At 53.4% G+C, this 19,910-nt stretch carries 15 protein-coding genes; 13 read left to right on the top strand and 2 right to left on the bottom strand.

Translation table 11 applies throughout. The features are described from left to right. Positions 1–151: 151 nt before the first annotated feature. The 3 genes from NSQ46_RS25930 to NSQ46_RS25920 all read left to right on the top strand — a co-directional run bounded on the left by NSQ46_RS25930 (position 152) and on the right by NSQ46_RS25920 (position 3,718). Positions 152–1,462 carry a maltose ABC transporter substrate-binding protein gene (locus tag NSQ46_RS25930; protein ID WP_007132717.1) on the top strand — a complete coding sequence of 437 codons (1,311 nt, stop codon included), beginning with the start codon at positions 152–154 and terminating at the stop codon, positions 1,460–1,462. Positions 1,463–1,562: 100 nt separating this feature from the next. Continuing rightward, on the top strand, positions 1,563–2,876 hold the full coding sequence (locus NSQ46_RS25925) for a sugar ABC transporter permease (protein WP_007132716.1): 1,314 nt from the start codon (positions 1,563–1,565) through the stop codon (positions 2,874–2,876). Further along, a complete protein-coding gene (locus NSQ46_RS25920) occupies positions 2,876–3,718 on the top strand; it encodes a sugar ABC transporter permease (RefSeq protein WP_007132715.1) in 843 nt (280 codons plus the stop codon). Before NSQ46_RS25925 ends, NSQ46_RS25920 begins: the two co-directional genes overlap by 1 nt. A gap of 595 nt (positions 3,719–4,313) precedes the next feature. On the opposite strand, the gene NSQ46_RS25915 is transcribed toward NSQ46_RS25920, so the two are convergent. Then, the gene (locus NSQ46_RS25915; RefSeq protein WP_007132713.1) at positions 4,314–6,455 is read right to left on the bottom strand and encodes an alpha-amylase family glycosyl hydrolase; all 2,142 of its coding nucleotides are present in this window, start codon (positions 6,453–6,455) and stop codon (positions 4,314–4,316) included. A 440-nt stretch (positions 6,456–6,895) separates the two neighbouring features. On the opposite strand from NSQ46_RS25915, the gene NSQ46_RS25910 reads away from it, so the two are divergent. The 3 genes from NSQ46_RS25910 to NSQ46_RS25900 all read left to right on the top strand — a co-directional run bounded on the left by NSQ46_RS25910 (position 6,896) and on the right by NSQ46_RS25900 (position 10,179). After that, the gene (locus tag NSQ46_RS25910) at positions 6,896–8,320 is read left to right on the top strand and encodes a serine hydrolase domain-containing protein (protein WP_342575282.1); all 1,425 of its coding nucleotides are present in this window, start codon (positions 6,896–6,898) and stop codon (positions 8,318–8,320) included. A gap of 159 nt (positions 8,321–8,479) precedes the next feature. Then, complete coding sequence (locus NSQ46_RS25905) at positions 8,480–9,439, top strand: GNAT family N-acetyltransferase (protein WP_342575280.1); 960 nt, start codon at positions 8,480–8,482, stop codon at positions 9,437–9,439. Positions 9,440–9,468: 29 nt separating this feature from the next. After that, complete coding sequence (locus tag NSQ46_RS25900) at positions 9,469–10,179, top strand: PIG-L family deacetylase (RefSeq protein WP_244152791.1); 711 nt, start codon at positions 9,469–9,471, stop codon at positions 10,177–10,179. Positions 10,180–10,567: 388 nt separating this feature from the next. Here the strand turns inward: NSQ46_RS25900 and NSQ46_RS25895 are convergent, their stop codons facing one another. Then, on the bottom strand, positions 10,568–11,482 hold the full coding sequence (locus tag NSQ46_RS25895; protein WP_342575278.1) for an arginase family protein: 915 nt from the start codon (positions 11,480–11,482) through the stop codon (positions 10,568–10,570). A gap of 105 nt (positions 11,483–11,587) precedes the next feature. On the opposite strand from NSQ46_RS25895, the gene NSQ46_RS25890 reads away from it, so the two are divergent. The 7 genes from NSQ46_RS25890 (at position 11,588) to NSQ46_RS25860 (ending at position 19,876) form a co-directional block, all read left to right on the top strand. Continuing rightward, positions 11,588–11,929 (top strand): helix-turn-helix domain-containing protein, encoded by a 342-nt coding sequence (locus NSQ46_RS25890; RefSeq protein WP_341341478.1) that lies wholly within the window; start codon positions 11,588–11,590, stop codon positions 11,927–11,929. A gap of 212 nt (positions 11,930–12,141) precedes the next feature. Then, on the top strand, positions 12,142–12,756 hold the full coding sequence (locus tag NSQ46_RS25885) for an alpha/beta hydrolase (protein ID WP_341341479.1): 615 nt from the start codon (positions 12,142–12,144) through the stop codon (positions 12,754–12,756). A gap of 106 nt (positions 12,757–12,862) precedes the next feature. Then, positions 12,863–13,834 (top strand): sugar ABC transporter permease, encoded by a 972-nt coding sequence (locus NSQ46_RS25880; RefSeq protein WP_342575277.1) that lies wholly within the window; start codon positions 12,863–12,865, stop codon positions 13,832–13,834. Between the two features lie 16 nt (positions 13,835–13,850). After that, entirely contained in the window at positions 13,851–14,690 is an 840-nt protein-coding gene (locus NSQ46_RS25875; RefSeq protein ID WP_007132705.1) for a carbohydrate ABC transporter permease, read from the top strand. An 85-nt stretch (positions 14,691–14,775) separates the two neighbouring features. Then, a complete protein-coding gene (locus tag NSQ46_RS25870; protein WP_342575274.1) occupies positions 14,776–16,146 on the top strand; it encodes a sugar ABC transporter substrate-binding protein in 1,371 nt (456 codons plus the stop codon). A gap of 90 nt (positions 16,147–16,236) precedes the next feature. After that, positions 16,237–18,249 (top strand): sensor histidine kinase, encoded by a 2,013-nt coding sequence (locus tag NSQ46_RS25865; protein WP_050954100.1) that lies wholly within the window; start codon positions 16,237–16,239, stop codon positions 18,247–18,249. Next, positions 18,242–19,876, top strand: a complete 1,635-nt coding sequence (locus tag NSQ46_RS25860) for a helix-turn-helix domain-containing protein (protein ID WP_007132702.1) — start codon at positions 18,242–18,244, stop codon at positions 19,874–19,876. The genes NSQ46_RS25865 and NSQ46_RS25860 overlap by 8 nt, the downstream gene beginning before the upstream one ends. Positions 19,877–19,910 lie beyond the last annotated feature (34 nt).

Genomic DNA, 19,910 nt, shown 5'->3' with positions numbered 1-19,910 from the left:
ATGTCTACAGTGGATGAAGCGCTTTCTCACCGGAATTTTTCCTTGGTTTCTCGCCAAACGTTACATAGAAAAAGAGAGGCTGAAAATTTTCTGAAATCGTTTGCGCAGATTTCCAACATTTCTGATCATTATTGAGAGGGGTAATCATGGAATGAAGATGAAGAAAATTCTGACGCTGGCTGCAACCTTCACGCTGGCATTCTCCATTACGGCATGCGGAGGAAACTCGGGTACTCCGGCTGCGGAAGCGCCTGCAGAGAACCCGCCTGCGACAGAGACGCCGGCTGAAAATACAGAAACCGTAGAACTGAAGCCCGAAGAAGGCGCGAAGCTGATCGTATGGGAGAGCCGTGACGAAAGAGCCTATACGGATGAGATTGCCAAGGAATTTACCGAGAAGTACGGCGTAGAAGTTACGATCGAAGAATTGTCCCCAACCGACCAAGTAACCAAGCTTGCGCAGGACGGACCATCCGGACTGGCTGCGGACATCGTATTGTTCCCGCACGACAACCTGGGTAAAGCCGTTACGACGAACCTGGTTCTGCCAAACGACGTATTCGAGGAAAAAACAAAGAGCAGCAACACGGAAGCAGCGATCCAAGGTGTCAGCTACGACGGCGTGCTGTACGGATACCCGCGTGCGGCTGAAACTTACCTGATGTACTATAACAAGGATCTGGTGAAGGAAGTTCCTACAACGATGGAAGAAGTCATCGAGTTCAGCAAAACCTTCACAGACAAGAACAAGAATAAATACGGCTTCATGTTTGAAACCGGTAACTTGTACTTTGCTTATCCATTCCTGGCTTCCAACGGCGGTTACATCTTTGGAAGCGGTGGCACGGACGTCAATGACATCGGTCTGAACAACGAGGGTGCCATAAAGAGTATGGAAGTCTATGCTAGCCTGAAAGAAATCCTTCCGGTTAAATCCGGCGACATCACGCCTGATATCAAGCGCGGATTGTTCACTTCCGGCGATCTGGCAATGGATATCAACGGACCATGGGAGCTTGGCGGATATAAAGAAGCGCTCGGCGACAAGCTCGGCGTAGCTCCAATCCCGGCCATCGGCGGACAGCCTGCCGTATCGTTCTCCGGTATCAAAGCTTGGTATGTAAGCTCGTTCACGAAATATCCGCAAGCTGCAAGATTGTTCGCTGATTTTGCAACGACGAAAGAAGCTCAGCTGAAACTGAGCGCCCTGGTAGGCTCGGTTCCAACGAACATCGAAGCGCAAGAAGATGACCAAATCAAGAATGACGAGTACGTATCGGCATTCACGGAGCAGTTCAAGTCTTCCCAGCCAATGCCTTCCGTACCGGAAATGGCTAACGTATGGTCTCCTGTAGGCGCTGCCCTGTCTGAAATTTGGGATAACGATAAAGACATTAAAGAAACGCTTGATAAAGCCGTAAACCAAGTTAAGGACCTGAACAGCGGCGGAGGCGGCGAGTAAGGGACATACAGCTTCATAACACGAAAAAGATGAAGAAGTTCACCCGCCGATGGTCGGCGGGTGATTCCTCGATTATACGGTAGAGGAGATTGGAGGGAGCATGCGTCAACATCGTACGATAGCGGCTGTACTGTCAGCTATATGCATGGGTCTGGGTCAGCTTTACAATCGTCAATGGATTAAAGGCATTCTTTTGCTTATCGTAGGCGTATTCAGCTTGTATTACTTTATCAATAACCTCGGAGACGCAATCTGGGGCATGGCAACGCTGGGGGACCAGGGAAGCCATTTAGCGAAGGTTAACGGATTAACCCAAATGGTAGCAGGCGACCACTCCATCAATCTGTTGATTGAAGGTCTAATTACAGTCATGATGCTGGCCGTATTCCTTGTTGGATACTATGCCAATATCAAGAACGCATATAACGCTGGAAAACAAAGGGACATGGGGATCGCACCCAATAACTTTAAACAAACCCTTAACTATATTTTTGAAATCAAATTTGCGCAGTCGTTTCTGACCTTGCCGGCTATCGGTATCATGTTCTTTACGATCATGCCGATCATATTCATGATTTTGCTGGCATTCACGAACTATTCCGCACCGAACAATCTGCCGCCTGCCAATCTGGTAGACTGGGTAGGCTTTAAAACCTTTACGAATCTCGTTGCCTTAAAAACGTGGAGCCACACCTTCTTCGGAGTACTGACCTGGACGATCATTTGGGCGGTGCTTGCCACGGTGACCACGTATTTCGGCGGGGTGCTGGTAGCGCTGCTTATTCAGCAAAAAGGCATTCGCTTCAAAGGCCTGTGGCGCGTCATCCTGATCATTCCGTATGCGATTCCGCAGCTGATCTCCTTGCTCGTGATGCGCAACATGTTCAACGGCCAATTCGGACCGATTAACCAGTATTTAAGATATTTCGGTATGGACGGCCTTCCATGGCTGACCGATCCGTTCTGGGCGAAGGTAACCGTCATCATCGTTAACATGTGGGTCGGCATTCCGGTATCCATGCTGCTGGTTATGAGCGTGCTGACAACGATTCCGAAGGACCTGTACGAGGCGGCAGACGTTGACGGGGCATCCGGCTTCCAGAAATTCAAAATTATCACGCTGCCGATGATTCTGTTCTCGACGGCACCGGTGCTCATTACGCAGTTCGCCGGTAATATCAACAACTTCAACCTGATTTTCCTCCTCACCAACGGGAACCCGGTGGTGGGCGACTATCAATATGCGGGAGCAACGGACCTCTTGGTAACCTGGCTCTACAAGCTGACACTGGATCAGCAGCGATATAATATGGCGTCGGCGATCGGGATCATTATCTTCCTGATTATCGCGACCTTCTCGATTTACAACTATCGCCGAACCAGATCATTTAAAGAGGAGGATATGATCCAATAATGGGAATTAAAATGAGAAACGCGATCCGGTTAACGGCTAGCTACATTTTGCTGGTTATTATCGCGATCTGCTGTATTTACCCGGCGCTCTGGATTGTTCTGTCCTCTTTCCGTCCCGGAAAGTCGCTCTATAGCAAGTCCCTGATTCCTGAAAGATTTACGCTGGATCATTACAAAGAGCTGTTCACGTCCCAGAGCTTCCTGTTCGAAACCTGGTATATGAATACGCTCAAAATCGCACTCTTCTCGATGGTGATCGGTACGATCCTCGTACTGCTTACGAGTTATGCGGTTTCCCGTTTCCGGTTCAAAGGCCGTAAGAACGCGCTGTCCACGATTCTCGTGCTAGGCATGTTCCCGGGCTTCATGAGTATGATTGCAATCTACATCCTGCTCAACTCCTTGAACCTGCTGAATACGCATGCGGCGATGATTATCGTGTATGCGGCCGGGGCGCCGCTGGGAGGAACGCTTATCATGAAGGGCTTCCTCGATACGATTCCGCGCAGCTTGGATGAGGCGGCCAAAATCGACGGTGCGACCAACTTCCAGATTTTCCGCAAAATCATTCTGCCGCTGTCGAAGCCGATGATTACGTACATGAGCTTGACGCTATTCGTCGGACCATGGGTAGACTTCATCTTTGCTCGTCTCGTACTGCGGACGAAAGAGAACTGGACGCTGGCTGTCGGTCTATGGGACCTGGTCAACTCCACCCAGGACAGTAACTTTACGCTGTTCGCGGCGGCTTCGGTTCTGATTGCATTGCCGATTACGATCCTGTTTATCTTCCTGCAGCGTTTGCTGGTTGACGGCATGACGGCAGGCGCGAGCAAAGGTTAAGCTGGGGAGCATTTACGGTTCAGGCAGCACTCTGCATGCGGATTCTGCTTCCGATCCCTGTTATCCCCGGATTTCTTTATGAATTGATTATTTAATGTAGAAATCCGGGGATAAAGGGGACCACTTTGTTTCTCCAGCATGATTCCGCCTGCTCCGTTGAAGCCTCCTCCCGTCAACTCAGGAGGGGAAGTGTAATGACCAAAACAAGCTCTGCGATTATCCCGCGGAGCTTGTTTTGGTATGAGCATAAATTACTGATGTTTATCTTCTTGATGATTCGAAGAAGATGATTGCTACGTTGGATTGCTTAAGGAGGCCAGTTCTTGCGTGCAATCCATGGAGCAAGTCGGTCAGTTCTCAACATGCTCAACCCATGTGGATGGAATAACGGACGGATGGACTCAGGGCCCCCAAGCGTGTACAGAGAGAAAATAAAGGTTTGAAGAAAGCTATGGTAGATTCGGTATTCCAAAACATTCAATCAGAGGAAGCTGATGCCGTTCGATAGGCACAAGGAAAACATATAAAGCAAAGCGGCTCCGGAGAATCTCCAGAGCCGCTTGCTGTTGCTTCATTTTGTATAATTCAATCTCCCTTACGGCTGCCAATTCACATTAATGGTTGCCGTGCCGCTGGTTGGTGCGGTAAAGGTATGGTTGCTTCCGCCTTCCCAAGTGACGGTGGAGCCTGATTTTTTCAGGAACTTGAATTCAATGGTCTTTCCTGCCGGAACACTGACATCGTAGTACCAGTTCGGGTACTGGTAAACGACCTGATTGTACATCGGGCCGATCGCTTTGGCCGGATCCCAGTTGCCCAGCTCGCTGACATTGCCTGTCAGGAACACATTTTGCCCCAGGGAGGTTGTCGCATTGTTAACGACAAAGCGGACGCTAACCTGATCGCCGGACAGCACTTCGAAATTGTCGTAGACATTGCTCGACACTCCGGCGGCGTTCGCGATTTTAATATTGTAGATGCCGCCTGCAACCGCAGGGATTTTTACTTGAATCTGCGTATCTTCCCAGGACGTGATGTTCGCGCCGGTTACCGGCGTCGTCCCGAAGTAGACGGTGCCTTTGCTGGTACCGAAGCCGCGTCCGTCGATGGTGATCAATGCGCCCGGCTTGGCCATCATCGGACCGACATGCCCGATGGTTGGGGTCGTCGTGGCCGTTGTATATTGCCATACGGCTGTACCGCCGGCGGCGAGCGTGAAGTTCGAAGCGGCTCCGCCGGAGCCCACGGTTAAGGTGTTGCCGTTCAGAAGGCCGCCCAGCACATCGGTGTAGCTGCCCTGCGGCAGGGAAGTGACCAGGCCGGAGATGGAAGCCGGCGTGCTCAGATTGCGGTTGATGGCAATGACCGCAACATTATTGCCGAATTTGCGCTCATAAATCAGCACGTCATTGTTAATCCAGCGCTCCTGCGTCGATCCGTAGGCGATAGCCGGATTGGATTTGCGCAGCGGAGCAAGCTTTTGGATCACCTGATAGGCGGTGGTTGTCGTAGAGAAGGAAGGGATCCGTGCCCGGTTGTCCGGGTCGTTCCCGCCTGACATATACTGCTCGGTGCCGTAATAGATGGCAGGGACGCCGCGGGAGGTCAGGGTAAATGCCAGCGCCTGCTCCAGCTTCCGGCGGTTTGCATTGCTGCTGTGGAACCGCTCCATGTCATGGTTATCGATGAACGTCACTTGATCATCCACCTGGGCATAATCGGCTGCGGAGCCCTCCAGCATCGATTTCAAGCCGTACATATTGTCGGTGTTATCCCGGAACACCTGGCGAACCTTTTGAGCAAACCGGAAATCCAGCAGGCTCATGCCGGATTCGTTGGCGAACTTGTGATTTTCCGGGCTGACTTCGTTGACGCCGAGGAACCACTCGCCGAAGGTGAAGACCGGCTTGTAGTTGTTGACGGTGGCCATAAAGCTCTTCTGCCAGCCGAACGGCATATGCTTGACCGCATCCATGCGGATGCCGTCGATGCCGAGATCCAGCCACATTTTGATGGCATCCTTCAAATAGACGTCTACGGTGCTGTTGTTATGGTTCAGGTCGGCGAGATCGTAAAGATTTTTGTAAATCCCGTTCTCGGTCGTGGAAAAATCGGTGCCGCCGTTATGGTGGAACAGATTTTGGGTATCGTTCGTGTATCCCCCAAGCAGCGTGCCGTTATTGTACAGCTTCCCGTTCTCCGCGAAGGATGGCTGATCGGAAGAGGCCGGAGACGTATGGTTCGGAGCGAAGTCGATAATCACTTTAATGTTCTTGGCATGTGCAGCGGCAATCAGGTTTTTGAAATCAGCAATCGTGCCGTATGCCGGATTCGTCTTCTTGAAGTCCCGCGCCCAGTAGCCATGATAGGCCGTATTGTTGACGCCGGAATAATTGATGACGCTGTAAATATTCTCAACCGGTTGGGAAATCCAGATGGCCGTAACGCCCATTCCGGTCAGGTAGCCGTCATTGATTTTGTTGATGATCCCCTGCCAGTCGCCTCCGCAGTACAATCGGAGATTCGTGCAGGTCCCGTCAAACGCCGCGCCGGTCGGATTGTTCGCTGGATTGCCGTCCGAGAACCGGTCAGTAAAAATTTGATAGATGACGTCGGTGCTAAAGTTCTGCTTATTGGATACCGAGGTATCCGGCGCTGCATGGGCAGGGGTAAACATTCCCAGCGTCAGGGATAACGCGAGGGACAGCGCGGCTGTCATTTTCATCAATTTCTTCATACTCTACCTCCTATGTAATCGTTAGAAGTGGTAAGGCTTGTCCGCAGTTAATTGCATCACCTCCTTATGAAATCCGGCGACAAAAAACCCCGGCTTCTCGAATTGAGATACCGGGGTTGTTCCATACCGGGTGTACGGTTAAGGAATGCATGGCCCTTATTTTGTGCGAGCGTTATATTCACCCATATTTTAATGAAAGCGAATTCAACTGTCAATATATAACAAACCTTTCTGATGAAAAAAATATCATTTTTATGAAAATCGATGATTGCCACGAAATAAAATTTTATATTGTATATATTTTGTTGATACAAAATTTCACAAGTCATATAATGGATTTGTAAAGCGTTTACAATGGTGAGAGTGCGGGCTGAATTTACAAAGGTCGGGAGCATGGTTCAAAAAAAAAGAGCATATTGACGGAAAGGAGTGGTTGCGTTGTGAATCGAAACGAGGGCGCGGAACGTTTGGGGCTGGACATGAACGGTCTTCAGGCCGCTTGCGCGGCCGTAAACCGGGCCATTGATGCAGGAATTATGCCCGGCGCTGTACTGGGCGTGCTGCATCGCGGAGAGACGTGGTTTTATGCGGCTGGGTTTGCCGATCCGGATCCGAAGCAAGGCGAGCCAGCAGCTGTCCACAAGGACACGTTATATGACTGCGCCTCCATCACGAAGGTTGCGGTCACGCTTCCGCTGATTCTCCAGCTGGTGGATGAGGGAAGGATTACGCTTAGCACGAAAGCGGCTGATATTGTTCCGGCATTCGGAGCCTCCGGTAAGATGGCGATTACGGTAGGCGAGCTGCTGACGCATACCTCGGGCCTTGCGGCGGATATGAATCTTCATTCCCACGGCTGGAGCCGGGAGCAGATGTGGGACGCGGTGCTGACTTTCCCGCTCTCAAGCGAAACGGGCATGAACGTAGTATACAGTGATTTGGGATACCTGACGCTCGGCCGCATCGCCGAGGAGCTGCTGCAGATGCCGCTGGACCAGGCGGTAAGACAGCGGGTATTTGAACCGCTCGGCATGCTTGATTCCACCTTAACGCCATCCCTGGAGCAGCTCGGCCGGTACGCGGCGACCGAGTATGACGAGGAATTCCAGGGCCATTTATGCGGTGTGGTGCATGATGAGAAGGCGAGAGCGCTCGGCGGCGTATGTGGTCATGCCGGACTATTCGCGACGGCGGGGGATTTGCTGCGATATGCCCATATGTGGCTGCTTGAGGGGGCGGTTCCTGCACCTAGTGGCCAGACTGATGAAGGTGCAGCTGTTCTCACGGATATCGAAGCCGATGCGGGGGCAGCATCCAATACCGAGACCGGAACAGCGGTAGCTGCAGAAGCATCGTCACCGGCGCACAGCCTGTCACTTGCCGCAGAAGCATCGTCACCGGCGCACAGCCTGTCACTTGCCGCAGGAGCATCGTCACCGGCGCACAGCCTGTCACTTGCCGCAGAAGCATCGTCACCGGCGCACAGCCTGTCTCCTGCCGCAGGAGCATCGTCATCGGCACGCATCCAGTCGCCTGCCGCAAGAGCATCGTCGCCTGCACGCATCCTGTCACTTGCTGCGGCGCGAACGGCAATCAAGCCGCATACGGCAGCGATTCCGGGTGCGAACCGCGGACTTGGCTGGGTCCTCAAGGGAGACCGCATGGATGCCTCCGGCGATTGGATGAGCGAACGCGCCTATGGCCATACCGGCTTCACCGGTACAAGCCTGTGGATCGACCCCGCGTATGATCTTGCCGTCGTGCTGCTGACCAACCGGGTGTACGGCGGACGGAGCAGCAGCGTCAAAGAGCTGCGGGTCCAAGTGCATAACGCCATCACCGGCGCAGTTCGCGATCCGAATTAGCCTCGTATGCTGGCTCAACGAATACACCAAGCGGGATTGTGCTTAGGTCGGCATTCGTCAGGGGCAGTCAGTTACTGAATCATTACGCTGTGCTGCAAATACTTGCTTATTGGGCAATGAAGTGTTCATAAGTTGATACCTAAGGGATGGAGGCGGTGCATGGTGAGCGGCATCATTTATCGGTCATACCGGCCTGGAGACGAGGAAGGGATTATAGCGCTGTGGAATGCCTGCTTAACGGGAGATCCGGTTACCCGGCTGCGGTTCCGCAATCTGGTCCTGCTCGATCCGAATTTTGATCCGGAGGGGCTGCGGGTCGCTGAGGAGGAGGGAACCATTACCGGTGCGCTGTATGCCGTGCGGAGAAGGCTGCCGATGATCGGCACGGAGCTAGAACCCGCACACGGATGGATCACGTTCTTCGGAACCGCGTCTTCGTCGCGCAGGCAGGGCATTGCGAAGCGGCTGCTGGAGGAGGCGGAAGCGTTTCTTCGCAGTCATGGGCGCAGCAAGGTGTTCTTCTCCTCGTACGCGCCGAATTATATCGTTCCGGGGATCGACGGTGAAAGCTACCCCGAGGGACTTGCCTTCCTGCAGGCCGCGGGGTTCACAAGAAACTACACGGCGGCTGCAATGAACCGCTCGCTCATCGATTTCCGCGTACCGCCGGACGTAGCGGAGCTGAAGCGGCAGCGCGAGAACGAGGGCTTTACGTTTGGAGCGGCTTCCGACAGTGATCTGGTGGAGCTGATTTCTTTTGCCACGGACGTATTTAATCCCGATTGGGGCCGGGCGATCCGCGAAGGACTGCTTCAGCGCTTGAAGCTGGATCAGATTCTGATTGCGAGGGACCGGGGGAAGCTGGTCGGTTTTTGCCTCCATGGCGGGTACGAAGGGGTTGCCGAGCGCTTCGGCCCGTTTGGCGTCGATCCTTCCATGCAAGGCAAGGGGCTTGGAAAAATTCTGCTGTACGACTGCCTGGCCCTAATGCGGGCGCAGGGACTCCACGGCGCCTGGTTTTTGTGGACCGGCGAGCAAAGCCCGGCAGGGCATCTGTATCGGAGAGCGGGCTTTCAGATCACACGCCGGTTTGACATTATGAGCAAGTCATTGCAATAGATCGTACGCGAACGATAAGGGGAGGACTTATGATGACGGAAGCGAAGCAGCAACACATTCTGGCGATCGGCGGTCATGCGGGAGATATGGATCTGACAGCAGGCGCGGTTATTGCTAAATATACGCAGGCAGGACATAAAGCGACATTTTTGCATCTGACACCTGGAGAAAAGGGGCATCCCCGTATGACCCCCGAAGATTATGCAAAGCAGAAGATAGAGGAGGCGCACCAATTCGCTGATATCGTCGGGGCCGATGTCCGGTTTCTTGCCTATAAGGACGCAGAGCTTCCGCTCAACGAGGAGGTCAAGTACCAGGTTGCCGACGTCATCCGGGAAGTGAAGCCGGATATCATCATTACCCATTGGAAAGGGAGCATTCATAAAGATCATTCCAATACGCATTACATTGTGGAGGACGCCCGCTTTTATGCCGGCCTGAAGACGATCGAGCGCGAGCTGCCTTCGCATTATGCGCAGCATTTGTACTACGCCGACAACTGGGAGGATCCGTACGATTTTCATCCCGAGGTGTTTATTGATATTCCGGATGAAGCCTACGAGACATGGGTCAAGGCCATGAATGTATATGCCTATGCGCGCGGAGAAACCTACGGCTTTCCGTTTATTGAATATTACAAGGCGCTGACCATCGTTCGGGGTGCCCCGAACAACTTCAAGCGGGCGCAGGCATTCGCCGTACCGCAAGGGGCTTTAACAAAACGATTGCAATTTTTCTAAATGGGGATTATGCTGCAAAAATCCAAAGAGCAACTTCAATCAGCGATATATTGAGCGAAACGGTTTAATTCGTCTATATATCGTACCCGGGAGCGGCTGGAATCAAATTTTGCATAATCCTGAAAAAATATGCTATTCCATCCATCAATCTGGAAGATTAACTAATAAAATCGTAAAAAAATTGTGAGAAATGACAAGTCACTCGCTGACATAGTTCTAATCTTCTGGTATAATGGTCTCTGTTACGGGGGAACACGTACGGAATCATATAGAGAATACAACAAGGGAGGCCTTCCATTTCGGAAGGCCTCTTTTCCTTTTTAAGTTATGCAGGGTGCCGTTCAGGGACTGGAAGCCCGTATGGATCCGTAATGGAGCATGTGCTTGTTCACTTGTTTAAAATAGGTATTTCTCCAAGCAAATTTTTCAAATATATGGCGTCCCACGGCATATGCTCCGTTATACCTAGTCCTACGACATCCGTTTCCTCAGAAAGCTCTTTCAATAGTTTAAGCAGTTGAGGCAGTTGCATGGTTCCGGCAGGAGACAGATCAAAGGGATCTTCAGGATTTGCGAATAATAGAGAACGAAATGCTTTTGGATCAAGCACGTCTAGGTCAAGATGAATCGCCAGGTGCTTAATGCTGTGTTCTTTGATCCATTTTTTGATCGGTTCCGTACTGTTCGCTAACTCTTCAGAACTGGCCGTTCGAATACCTAATCTTTGGATGACCTCTGTATCTGCTTCTGCAGTAGTTATTCCCAGTCTTTGAAATGCCTCTGAAATCACTTCCGCTTCTTGCTCTGTAGGCGCCGCTAATCCGGCGATAAAGACATGATCAGGCTTTAGCGGGACTTTTACATGTTGTGCGAAATCCTTATCTCCTTCTCCCAAAAGATTTCCGAGCGGCAGCGCATGTCCGTTATCGTACCCGACGTAATTAACCAAATCAGAGTGAGCATCGATCCAAATTAAACCTAATTCGCCGCCATATCGTTCGTTTAAATAGGCAAACGGGGCTTGTTCCACTAAACAGTCGCCGCCAAACATGACAATGCGATCCGGTTTATGAGCATCAATGAGATGCTGTGCGGATTTTAATTGTTCGAGCAGCTGGGTTCTTCCATGCATGCCGTTCTCCTTCTCAAGCGGAGTTCCATCATATGCTTGAACAGGCACATGAATAAGGGGCTGGTCATTGTCGGGAGCCAGCCAGGCAAGCAGCTCTGCTCCAAAAGAGTAGTTAGGGTTATTGCCTCCTTGCCATTGCGGCATTAACAGACGAATGGTTTTTTGAGTCATGTTTTTATCTCCTTTACTTCAAAGTAAGGCAAGTATAAAATGAGCACAAATAAAAATGTAGTACGCACAAATTTGATAGGTACTACCTGAAAGGATAGTGTGAAGATGAGCATGGCTGAATATAAGGGCAAGGTGAAGCATATTCAAGACACGCCATTTGGTTACACCTTGTCGGTGATTGGCGGCAAATGGAAAATGGTTATTATTTACCTTTTGGCAGAAAACCAACCGGTCCGGTTCAATGATCTGAGAAGGCAAATAGGAGCGATTACTTATAAAACATTGAGCTCCCAGCTAAAGGAACTGGAAGCGGACGGTTTGGTGAACCGGAAGGAGTATCCTCAGGTTCCCCCTAAAGTCGAGTACAGTCTTACTGCTAAGGCGGAAACGCTATTACCGGTATTGGAAGGATTATGCGAGTGGGGAGAGAAGAATCGCAGCCATTGAATCAAGGAGGCCTGTGAAGCCTCAAGAACGATAATCAGCGTACGGTACCGGATGCAATAAGAGCCTGACCTTCCTCGAGTCCATTTCGCACTTGTAATTCATGAAATCCATGGTATGATGTAATTAAAGAATCTTAAATTAAAGATAATCAGTAAATGCTTTATGGGTATTCTATGAAAATAAGCTGAATGGACCGAAAGGAGATTTGTCATATGGAGCATCAACATATTTATCGGAAGGGCACGTCCGCCGAGGCGCCGACCCTGCTGCTGCTGCACGGTACCGGGGGAAACGAGGAGGATTTGCTGCCGCTGGCCGAGATGGTGTCGCCGGCGTCGAACGTGCTGGGCGTCCGCGGGAATGTGCTGGAGAACGGGATGCCGAGATTTTTCCGGCGTCTGGCCGAAGGCGTTTTTGACGTGGAGGATCTCGTAAAACGGACCCAGGAGCTGCATGCGTTTCTGGACTGGGCGGCGGAGAAGTATGAATTCGACCGCAGCCGGATCGTGGCCATCGGTTATTCCAATGGCGCGAATATCGCGGCCAGCCTGCTCTTCCACCGGGGGGATGCACTGCAAGGGGCTATTCTCCATCACCCGATGGTTCCGCTTCGCGATAAGACGCTGCCGGATTTGAGCGGCGTGCCGGTGTTCATTGCGGCAGGACGGCGCGATCCGATCTGTCCTCCGCAGGAGACGGAGGATCTGAATGAGCTCCTGAGCGGAGCGGGCGCCGACGTGAAGCTGCACTGGGAGAACGGCGGCCATCAGCTGAGCCGGTCCGAGGTCGGCATGGCGTCCTCATGGTTTAAAGAGAAGTTCCTGTAAGGGGAGCAAAGGTAAAAATTAAAGGGAATCTGATCAAAATACCGTCAATGCGTTGACGGTATTTTTTTTATACTGAAACCATCCGAAACAATCGAGGTGGTCAGACATGGCACGCACAATGAAAAGCTCGCCTCCTCTGGGCCTGCACGAGGCCGGCACCAACAGGGCCGGCACCAACAGGCGCAGGGGCTTCGGAAGGAGTCTCCGGCGGGGAGAGCAGCTATGGGGAATGGTTTTTATCAGTCCGATGCTGATCGGCGTCATGATTCTGGTCCTGTTCCCGATTATCGCAACGCTGGTGCTCGGCTTTGCCGATTGGAATTTCGTGCAGGGCTGGGACGGCATCCGGTGGGTCGGACTGCAGAAGTTCCGCAGTCTGCTCGAGGATGATATCTTCTTAAAGTCCATCCGAAACAACATGATCTTTCTGCTGACGGTCCCGATCTACATGATCATCTCCATGGCGCTTGCGATCCTGATCGACCGGCATGTGTACATGAAGGGATACTTCAAGGTCGCTTACTTCATGCCCTACATTTCGAACATCGTCGCGGTTGCGGTCGTGTGGCAGGTGCTGTTCCAGCCTTCCTACGGTCCGATTAACGAGGTGCTGCGAAGTATCGGCATCGCGAGCCCGCCCAAATGGATCGCCGATCCGAACTATGCGCTCGTCTCGATCATGATGATCTCGGTGTGGATCTCGATCGGGTTCAATCTGATTATCTACATCGCCGGCCTGCAATCCATACCGAAGGACCTGTACGAGGCTGCCGAGATTGACGGGGCGAATGGATGGACCAAATTCAGGCGGATTACGCTGCCGCTGTTGTCGCCGACATCCTTTTTCCTGCTGGTAACGGGAATCATCTCGACCTTCAAGGTGTTCGACATTATCGCTGTCATGACCCAGGGCGGGCCGATCGGATCGACGACGATGATGGTCTGGTATTTGTACGACACGGCGTTTGTGAATTTGAAGGTTGGGTATGCATCGTCCATTGCGGCCGTGCTGTTCGGCTTCGTCATGCTGATCACGCTCGGGCAGTGGGCGGCCCAGAAGAAATGGGTCAACTACTAGAGAGGAGGAGGAAACCATGCACACGTTACTTCGGGCCGACTGGCGCAAGGCGTTCGTGACGGCGGTCATGTTCGCGGTCAGCATTCTGTTCCTGCTCCCTTTTGTCTGGATGCTCATCACTTCCTTCAAGGTGGAAAAGGACGTCTTCGTTTACCCGATCCAATGGATCCCGAGGGAATGGAACGCCATTGAAAATTACAAGGAGGTGTGGTTCGGCGATTACCCGTTCTACCTCTACTACTGGAATTCGATCAAGGTCAGCCTGCTGACCACCGCGATTTCGGCGCTGGTGTCGGCGCTGGCGGCCTACGGCTTCTCGAAAATCCAGTTCGCCGCAGGAAAATGGCTGTTTCTGATCGTACTTTTCACCTATATGATTCCGGGTCAGGCAATCCTCATTCCGCAGTTTATTTTGTACCGCAATATCGGTCTGTTCGATAACCATTTCGGCCTGATCGTGCTCGGCAGCTTTAGCGTGCTGGGAACGTTTATGCTGCGGCAATTTTTCATGGGCGTGCACCAGGAGTTTATCGAATCCGCGAAAATCGACGGAGGCAGCCATCCGCGCATTTTCTGGTCGATCGCGCTGCCGCTGGTCAAGCCAGCCGTTGCAACCTACGCCATTCTCCGGTTTATCTGGACTTGGAACGACTATCAGAATCCGCTGATTTTCCTGCGCACCGACGGGCTGTTCACCATTCCGCTGGCGATGCAGAAATTCACGTCATTAAGCGGCGAATTCTATTCCCTGATCATGGCCGCTGCGGTCTCGGCGATTTTTCCGCTGCTCATCGTGTTCATCATCGGGCAGAAGAGCGTCATTGAAGGCATTGCTTTAGGAGGCGTCAAGGGCTAAAGCCGAATCGGCCGGCCTGCAATAGATCAACAGCTACGACCCATCATCACGGGATCCAATCGAAAACATGGGAGGTTGCAATCGAATGTTGAATAAGAAATGGCAAGCCGGCTTGCTGGCCGGCACGCTGCTGCTCGGGCTGCTGTCCGGGTGCGGCGGCGCGAAGGAGCAAACGGCGCAGGGAGAGAGCGGGCAAGAGGGCAACAAGATCAATCTCAGACTGTATACGTACGGCACGGAGGAAGCTTACAATTGGAAGGAGACGCTGGCGGCATATGAGGCGAAGACGCCCGGCGTGACGATCGAGCTCGTCCAGCTCAGCGAGAAGGGGGACACCCAGGAGGCGTTCAAGAAGCTGGATCTCGAAGCGGCATCGTCGGCGCAGATGGACATCCTCATGTTCAGCGACCCGGCCGGTTATGCCCAGCGGGTGGCGCTTGGCATGGCGGAGCCGCTGGATGAATATATCGCCAAGGACGGCTTCATCCTGGAGGAGGACTACAAGGTCGACACTCGGCTGGACGGAAAAGTGTATGCGCTTCCCGGTAAATTCAATCCGTGGTACGTGCTGTTGAACAAGGACCATCTTAAGGAGGCGGGACTTGCCGTTCCGACCGACTGGACCTGGGACGACTATGCGGATTACGCGAAAAAGCTGACCCAAGGCGAGGGCTCTGCCAAGCGTTACGGAACGTATTTTCACGGGCCGCAGGGCGGCGGATGGCTGGAGTTTCTGAAGCTCAAAATGGCGAACCAGCCGCAGGACACCGACTTTTTGAAAGCCGACGGCACCTCCAATCTGGATAACCCGACCTTCCGTGAGACGCTGGAGCTTCGGGTGCGCATGGAGAAGGAGGATCAATCCTCCGTGCCGTACACAGACATGATTTCGCAGAAGCTGAATTACCGGACCCAATTCTTCAATCAATCGGCGAGCATGATCACGATCGGCAGCTGGATGAACACGGAGATCGGAGGAACCGATAAAGTGCCCCTTGAGTTCGAGGTCGCCGTCGCCCCGTTCCCGAAAAACAAGGAGGGCGATCCGACCGGACTTACGCCGGTAACGACCGACTACGTAGCTGTTGCCGCCAAGTCCAAGCATAAGGAGGAGGCTTACAAGTTCGTCCGCTGGTACACGACCGAAGGTCAGGTTGTCCAAGGCAAGAACATTCCGGCATGGCAGGGTGTCAAGAGCGAGCAGGTCGAGAAAATCATCGACACCATTCTCGCCGGAACGAAAAGTCCGGAGAAGGTCGACAAGAAATCGCTCATCGATACCCTGGTTGCTTCCAAGGCTTCCGCCATCGTTCCGCCGGCTCCGTATCAAGCCGAGGTCTATGAGGCGATTAACGAGGAGTACGAGAAGCTCATTCTCGGAAATCAGGATATCGATCAGACGATCCGCAATTCCCAAGAACGTGTGAACAAAATTATCGAATCTAACCAAAAATGATCTGATATAATGACAGAAAAAACCAAAGGGGCGAAATCTTCGTCCCTTCTTGGCATCAACAGAAAGTTTGAGGATCTCGGGGTGAAGGACATGTTGACCCGGCTGAAGAGGTGGGTGCCGAGCTCCATCCGCCATAAGCTGATCTGGGCGTCGGTTGCCTGCATCGCGGTGCCGGCACTCGTCAGCTTAATACTCTACAATGCGATGACGAAGGAGGCTTTGAAGGAGCAGGCCGTACAGAATGCGAATGACGCGCTCCAGCTGATCCGCGGCTCGGTGACGAATCTGCTCTCAAGCAAGCTGAATATCGCCAATTACATTCAGGTGAATTCCACGTTGAACTCGTATTTCAAACAGGTCGCCTCCGGCAATGAGGAGGCCGATCCATACGATCGGTTCGTGGAATCCCGACGTGTGCTGGAGCATATCGAAAGCTTGACGGTCGTAGGCGAGCCCAGCTATGTCACGGTGCTGCTGACCAGCGGCGCCTATTACATGAACTATTCCGTAAGCGATTACAATCCGCTTGATTATATGGACCAGCCCTGGTTCGACCGGATCCACCGGCTTCAGGGGCTGGAGTCGCTCTGGGTTGGACCCGAGGAGACGGTATTTCGCTCCGACCGGATGGATCATCCGTATCAGCTGTCCGTCGTTCGAACGCTCCGGCTTCCGGATTCGGATATCTACGGGTATGTCATCGTAAGCTTTACGGAGGATCAAATCAGCCGGATCTTCGACTCCCTATCCGAAGGGAGCGACGTGCTGATGCTGGATGGCAGCGGCATGGTGGTATCCTCCCATCATCCTGAACGTATCGGTACGAAGTTCCCGTACGTGGAGGAATGGAGCGGATCGGCTCCTTACGCGATCATGCCGATGGACGGCGAGAAGCATTTAATGGTGGAGCAGGATATCCCCTTTGCCGGGTGGCGGCTGGTGCTGATGCAGCCTTATAAGGATGCGATCGTTAATATCAATGCGATCTTTAGCCGCGCATTTCTGCTTCAAATGGGCTCCTTTCTGGTTTTTCTCATGCTGCTGATCGGACTTGTACGTACGTTTACGAAACCGCTGGTCCGGCTCGGCAAGGCTGCGGCTGCCGTTCAGCGGGGAAACCTGGAGGTGCGCTCGCATGTTCGGGGCAACGACGAAATCGGGCGTCTGGGGCATCTGTTTGACGATATGCTGAGCCGCATCCAGACCATGATTTTCGAAATATCCGACAATCAATCGAGAAAACGAAAGGCTGAGCTGAAAATGCTGCAGGCGCAGATTCATCCGCATTTTTTGTTCAATGTTCTGAATTCGATCCGGATGAAGGTCATGAAGCGGGGGGACCCGGAAAGCGCCAGAATGATCGGCTCGCTGTCGATGCTGCTCCGGATGACGATCAGCCGGCAGGAGGATGAGATCGCCCTCCACGAAGAGCTTGAGCTGATCTCTCATTATCTGGCGCTTATGAATCTGCGACAGAAGGAGGAGGTCAGGCTGGAGCTTGACATCGCTTCGGAGGCTCTGCTGCTGAAGGTGCCCCGCTTCTTCCTGCAGCCGATCGTGGAGAATGCGCTCATCCACGGGCTGAACCGGCGGGCAAGGGTCATCTCGATCACGGCTGTGGTGGAGCCGGGGGGCATCATCCTGCGCGTGAAGGATGACGGTGCCGGCATGGACCCTTCGGTGCGGGAGCGGATCGCCCGCAGCTTGCGCCTCGGCGCGGGCGACGCCATTGCTGATGCGGAAGATGCCGCACGGGGCAGGCCGAGTCCGGTCGTCCCTGAAGGCTTCCAAGGGCAAGGGCAGACAGGGACGGGAGATCGTACGGTGACTGCGAGTTCTTCCGGCGCTGCCGGTGGCGATATGGCCGGTTCAGGTTCGGATAGGGGTTCGGATGCGGGTTCGGATTCGGATTCTCAAGCGCTTCGCACATCGTCTCCCATGGATGCGCCGGGGAGCGGCTTTTCCGGCATCGGCCTGTCCAACGTCATGGAACGAATGCGGATGGTGTTTGGTTCCGGGTTTCAATGCGCTGTTTACAGCGAAGAGGGTCAAGGGACGGTGATCGAAATGTATATACCGGAAAGAGGGAATGCCGATGTATAACGTGATGCTGGTCGATGATGATTATCCGGTGATCGAGCTGCTGTCGGAGACGATATCGTGGGAGGAAATGGGCCTCCGGCTGATGGGAAGCTACGACAACGGATTAAGCGCCTGGGAGTTTGCCAAGACGCAGCCGCCGGACATTCTGATCACGGATATCGGCATGCCGAGGATGAACGGATTGGAGCTGTCGGAACGGATTCGCGAGGTGAAGCCGGATGTGCGCATCGCCATTCTGTCCTGCCACAGCGAATTCCATTATGCGCAGCAAGCGATACGGCTAAGCATCCAGGATTATCTGCTGAAGGAGACGCTGGACCCGAGCGAGCTCGCCCGGCTGCTTGTGCGGTTCAAGCAGGGGATGGATGAGGAAGCCGAGCAGGGCTGGGAGAAGAGCCGGATGCGGCATCTGGCTTCCGAAGCTCAGGAGCTGCGGCGGGAGCAGCGCATGAAGGATTTCGTGCAACAGCCGCTTCTGTCCCCGGAAAAATGGCGGCATGAGCTGTCGGAATTCGGCGTGCTCCGGGGGAATGATCACTGCCTTCCCGTGATCGGCTATCTGGAGGAGCTGCGGCAGATCAAGCAGCGCTTCGCTTCGGAGCAGACCCTCCACTTCGCCCTTGGCAATGTGCTGCGCGAGGTGCTGGGGAGTCTGAAGCCGGAGGCCGTGCATATCCGGTATGACCCAAGATGCTCGCTGTTGCTGTTCTCCTACCGCCCCGGTCTCCGGCATAACGTTTACGATGAGGTCGGAGCCTGTCTAAGACAAGTGCAGTCCACGCTCTTCCGGATCCTGAAGATCCGCATGTCCTTCATCATCGGGACCGGCTGCGACAGCCCTCAGTCGCTGAAGCTGGGCCTCGGGGAGCTGCTGGGCAGCGAGCATCAGCGGTTTTATATGGAGCCCGGGACGATCGAGAAAATCAAGCCGAAGCAAGGCGGCGCCAAAGTGGGCAGCGCCTCCGGCCTGTACGACTGCTATGAACAGGCCAGCCGGGAACTGCTGGAGATGCTGCTTGGCAAAGCCGGGCCGAGCGATGAGGACCCGGCGGACCGGTGGATCTCGCGCATCCGCGAAGCCGAGTACGCTCCCGAAGCCGTCAAGGACTGGCTACTTAAGCTCATGCTTGATCTCAAGCTGAAGCTGAGGCTCCATCTGCTGCCATCCATGCCGCAGACCTATGCGGCCGATACGCTGCATAAAGAGATGATGGACATGGATGCTTTGAGCGAGCTGCATGTCTGGCTGAAGGCGTATCTCGCATCGACGGCCCGCGAGGCCGGCAGAGGATGGGGAGGAAGCCGAAGAACCGAGGTCGCCGAGGCATGCAGGTACGTGTCCCTTCGGCTGGACCAGCGGATCTCGCTTGATGAGGTTGCGGGCTTCCTGCACCTGAATCCAAGCTATTTCAGCCGGATGTTCCGGAAGGAGACGGGAATCACCTTTATTGAGTATGTCACCCGAATGAAGATGGAGCGCGCGAAGGAACAGTTGCTGCGCACCGACCATACCGTCGGGGAAATATGCGAGAGCCTCGGCTATGATAATGTAAGCCATTTCGCGAAGACGTTTAAGTCCCATGCCGGGGTAACCCCGGTGGAGTATCGGAGCCGCTTGAGCGTTTGATTGTTTTGAGCATTTTAAGCGTTTGATGAAGGCT

The sequence above is a fragment of the Paenibacillus sp. FSL M8-0142 genome, from assembly GCF_038597315.1.
Classification (GTDB): domain Bacteria; phylum Bacillota; class Bacilli; order Paenibacillales; family Paenibacillaceae; genus Paenibacillus_AQ; species Paenibacillus_AQ lactis.
The sequence above is the reverse complement of the archived record's forward strand: the minus strand, read 5'-3'. Positions and strand labels throughout refer to the sequence as shown.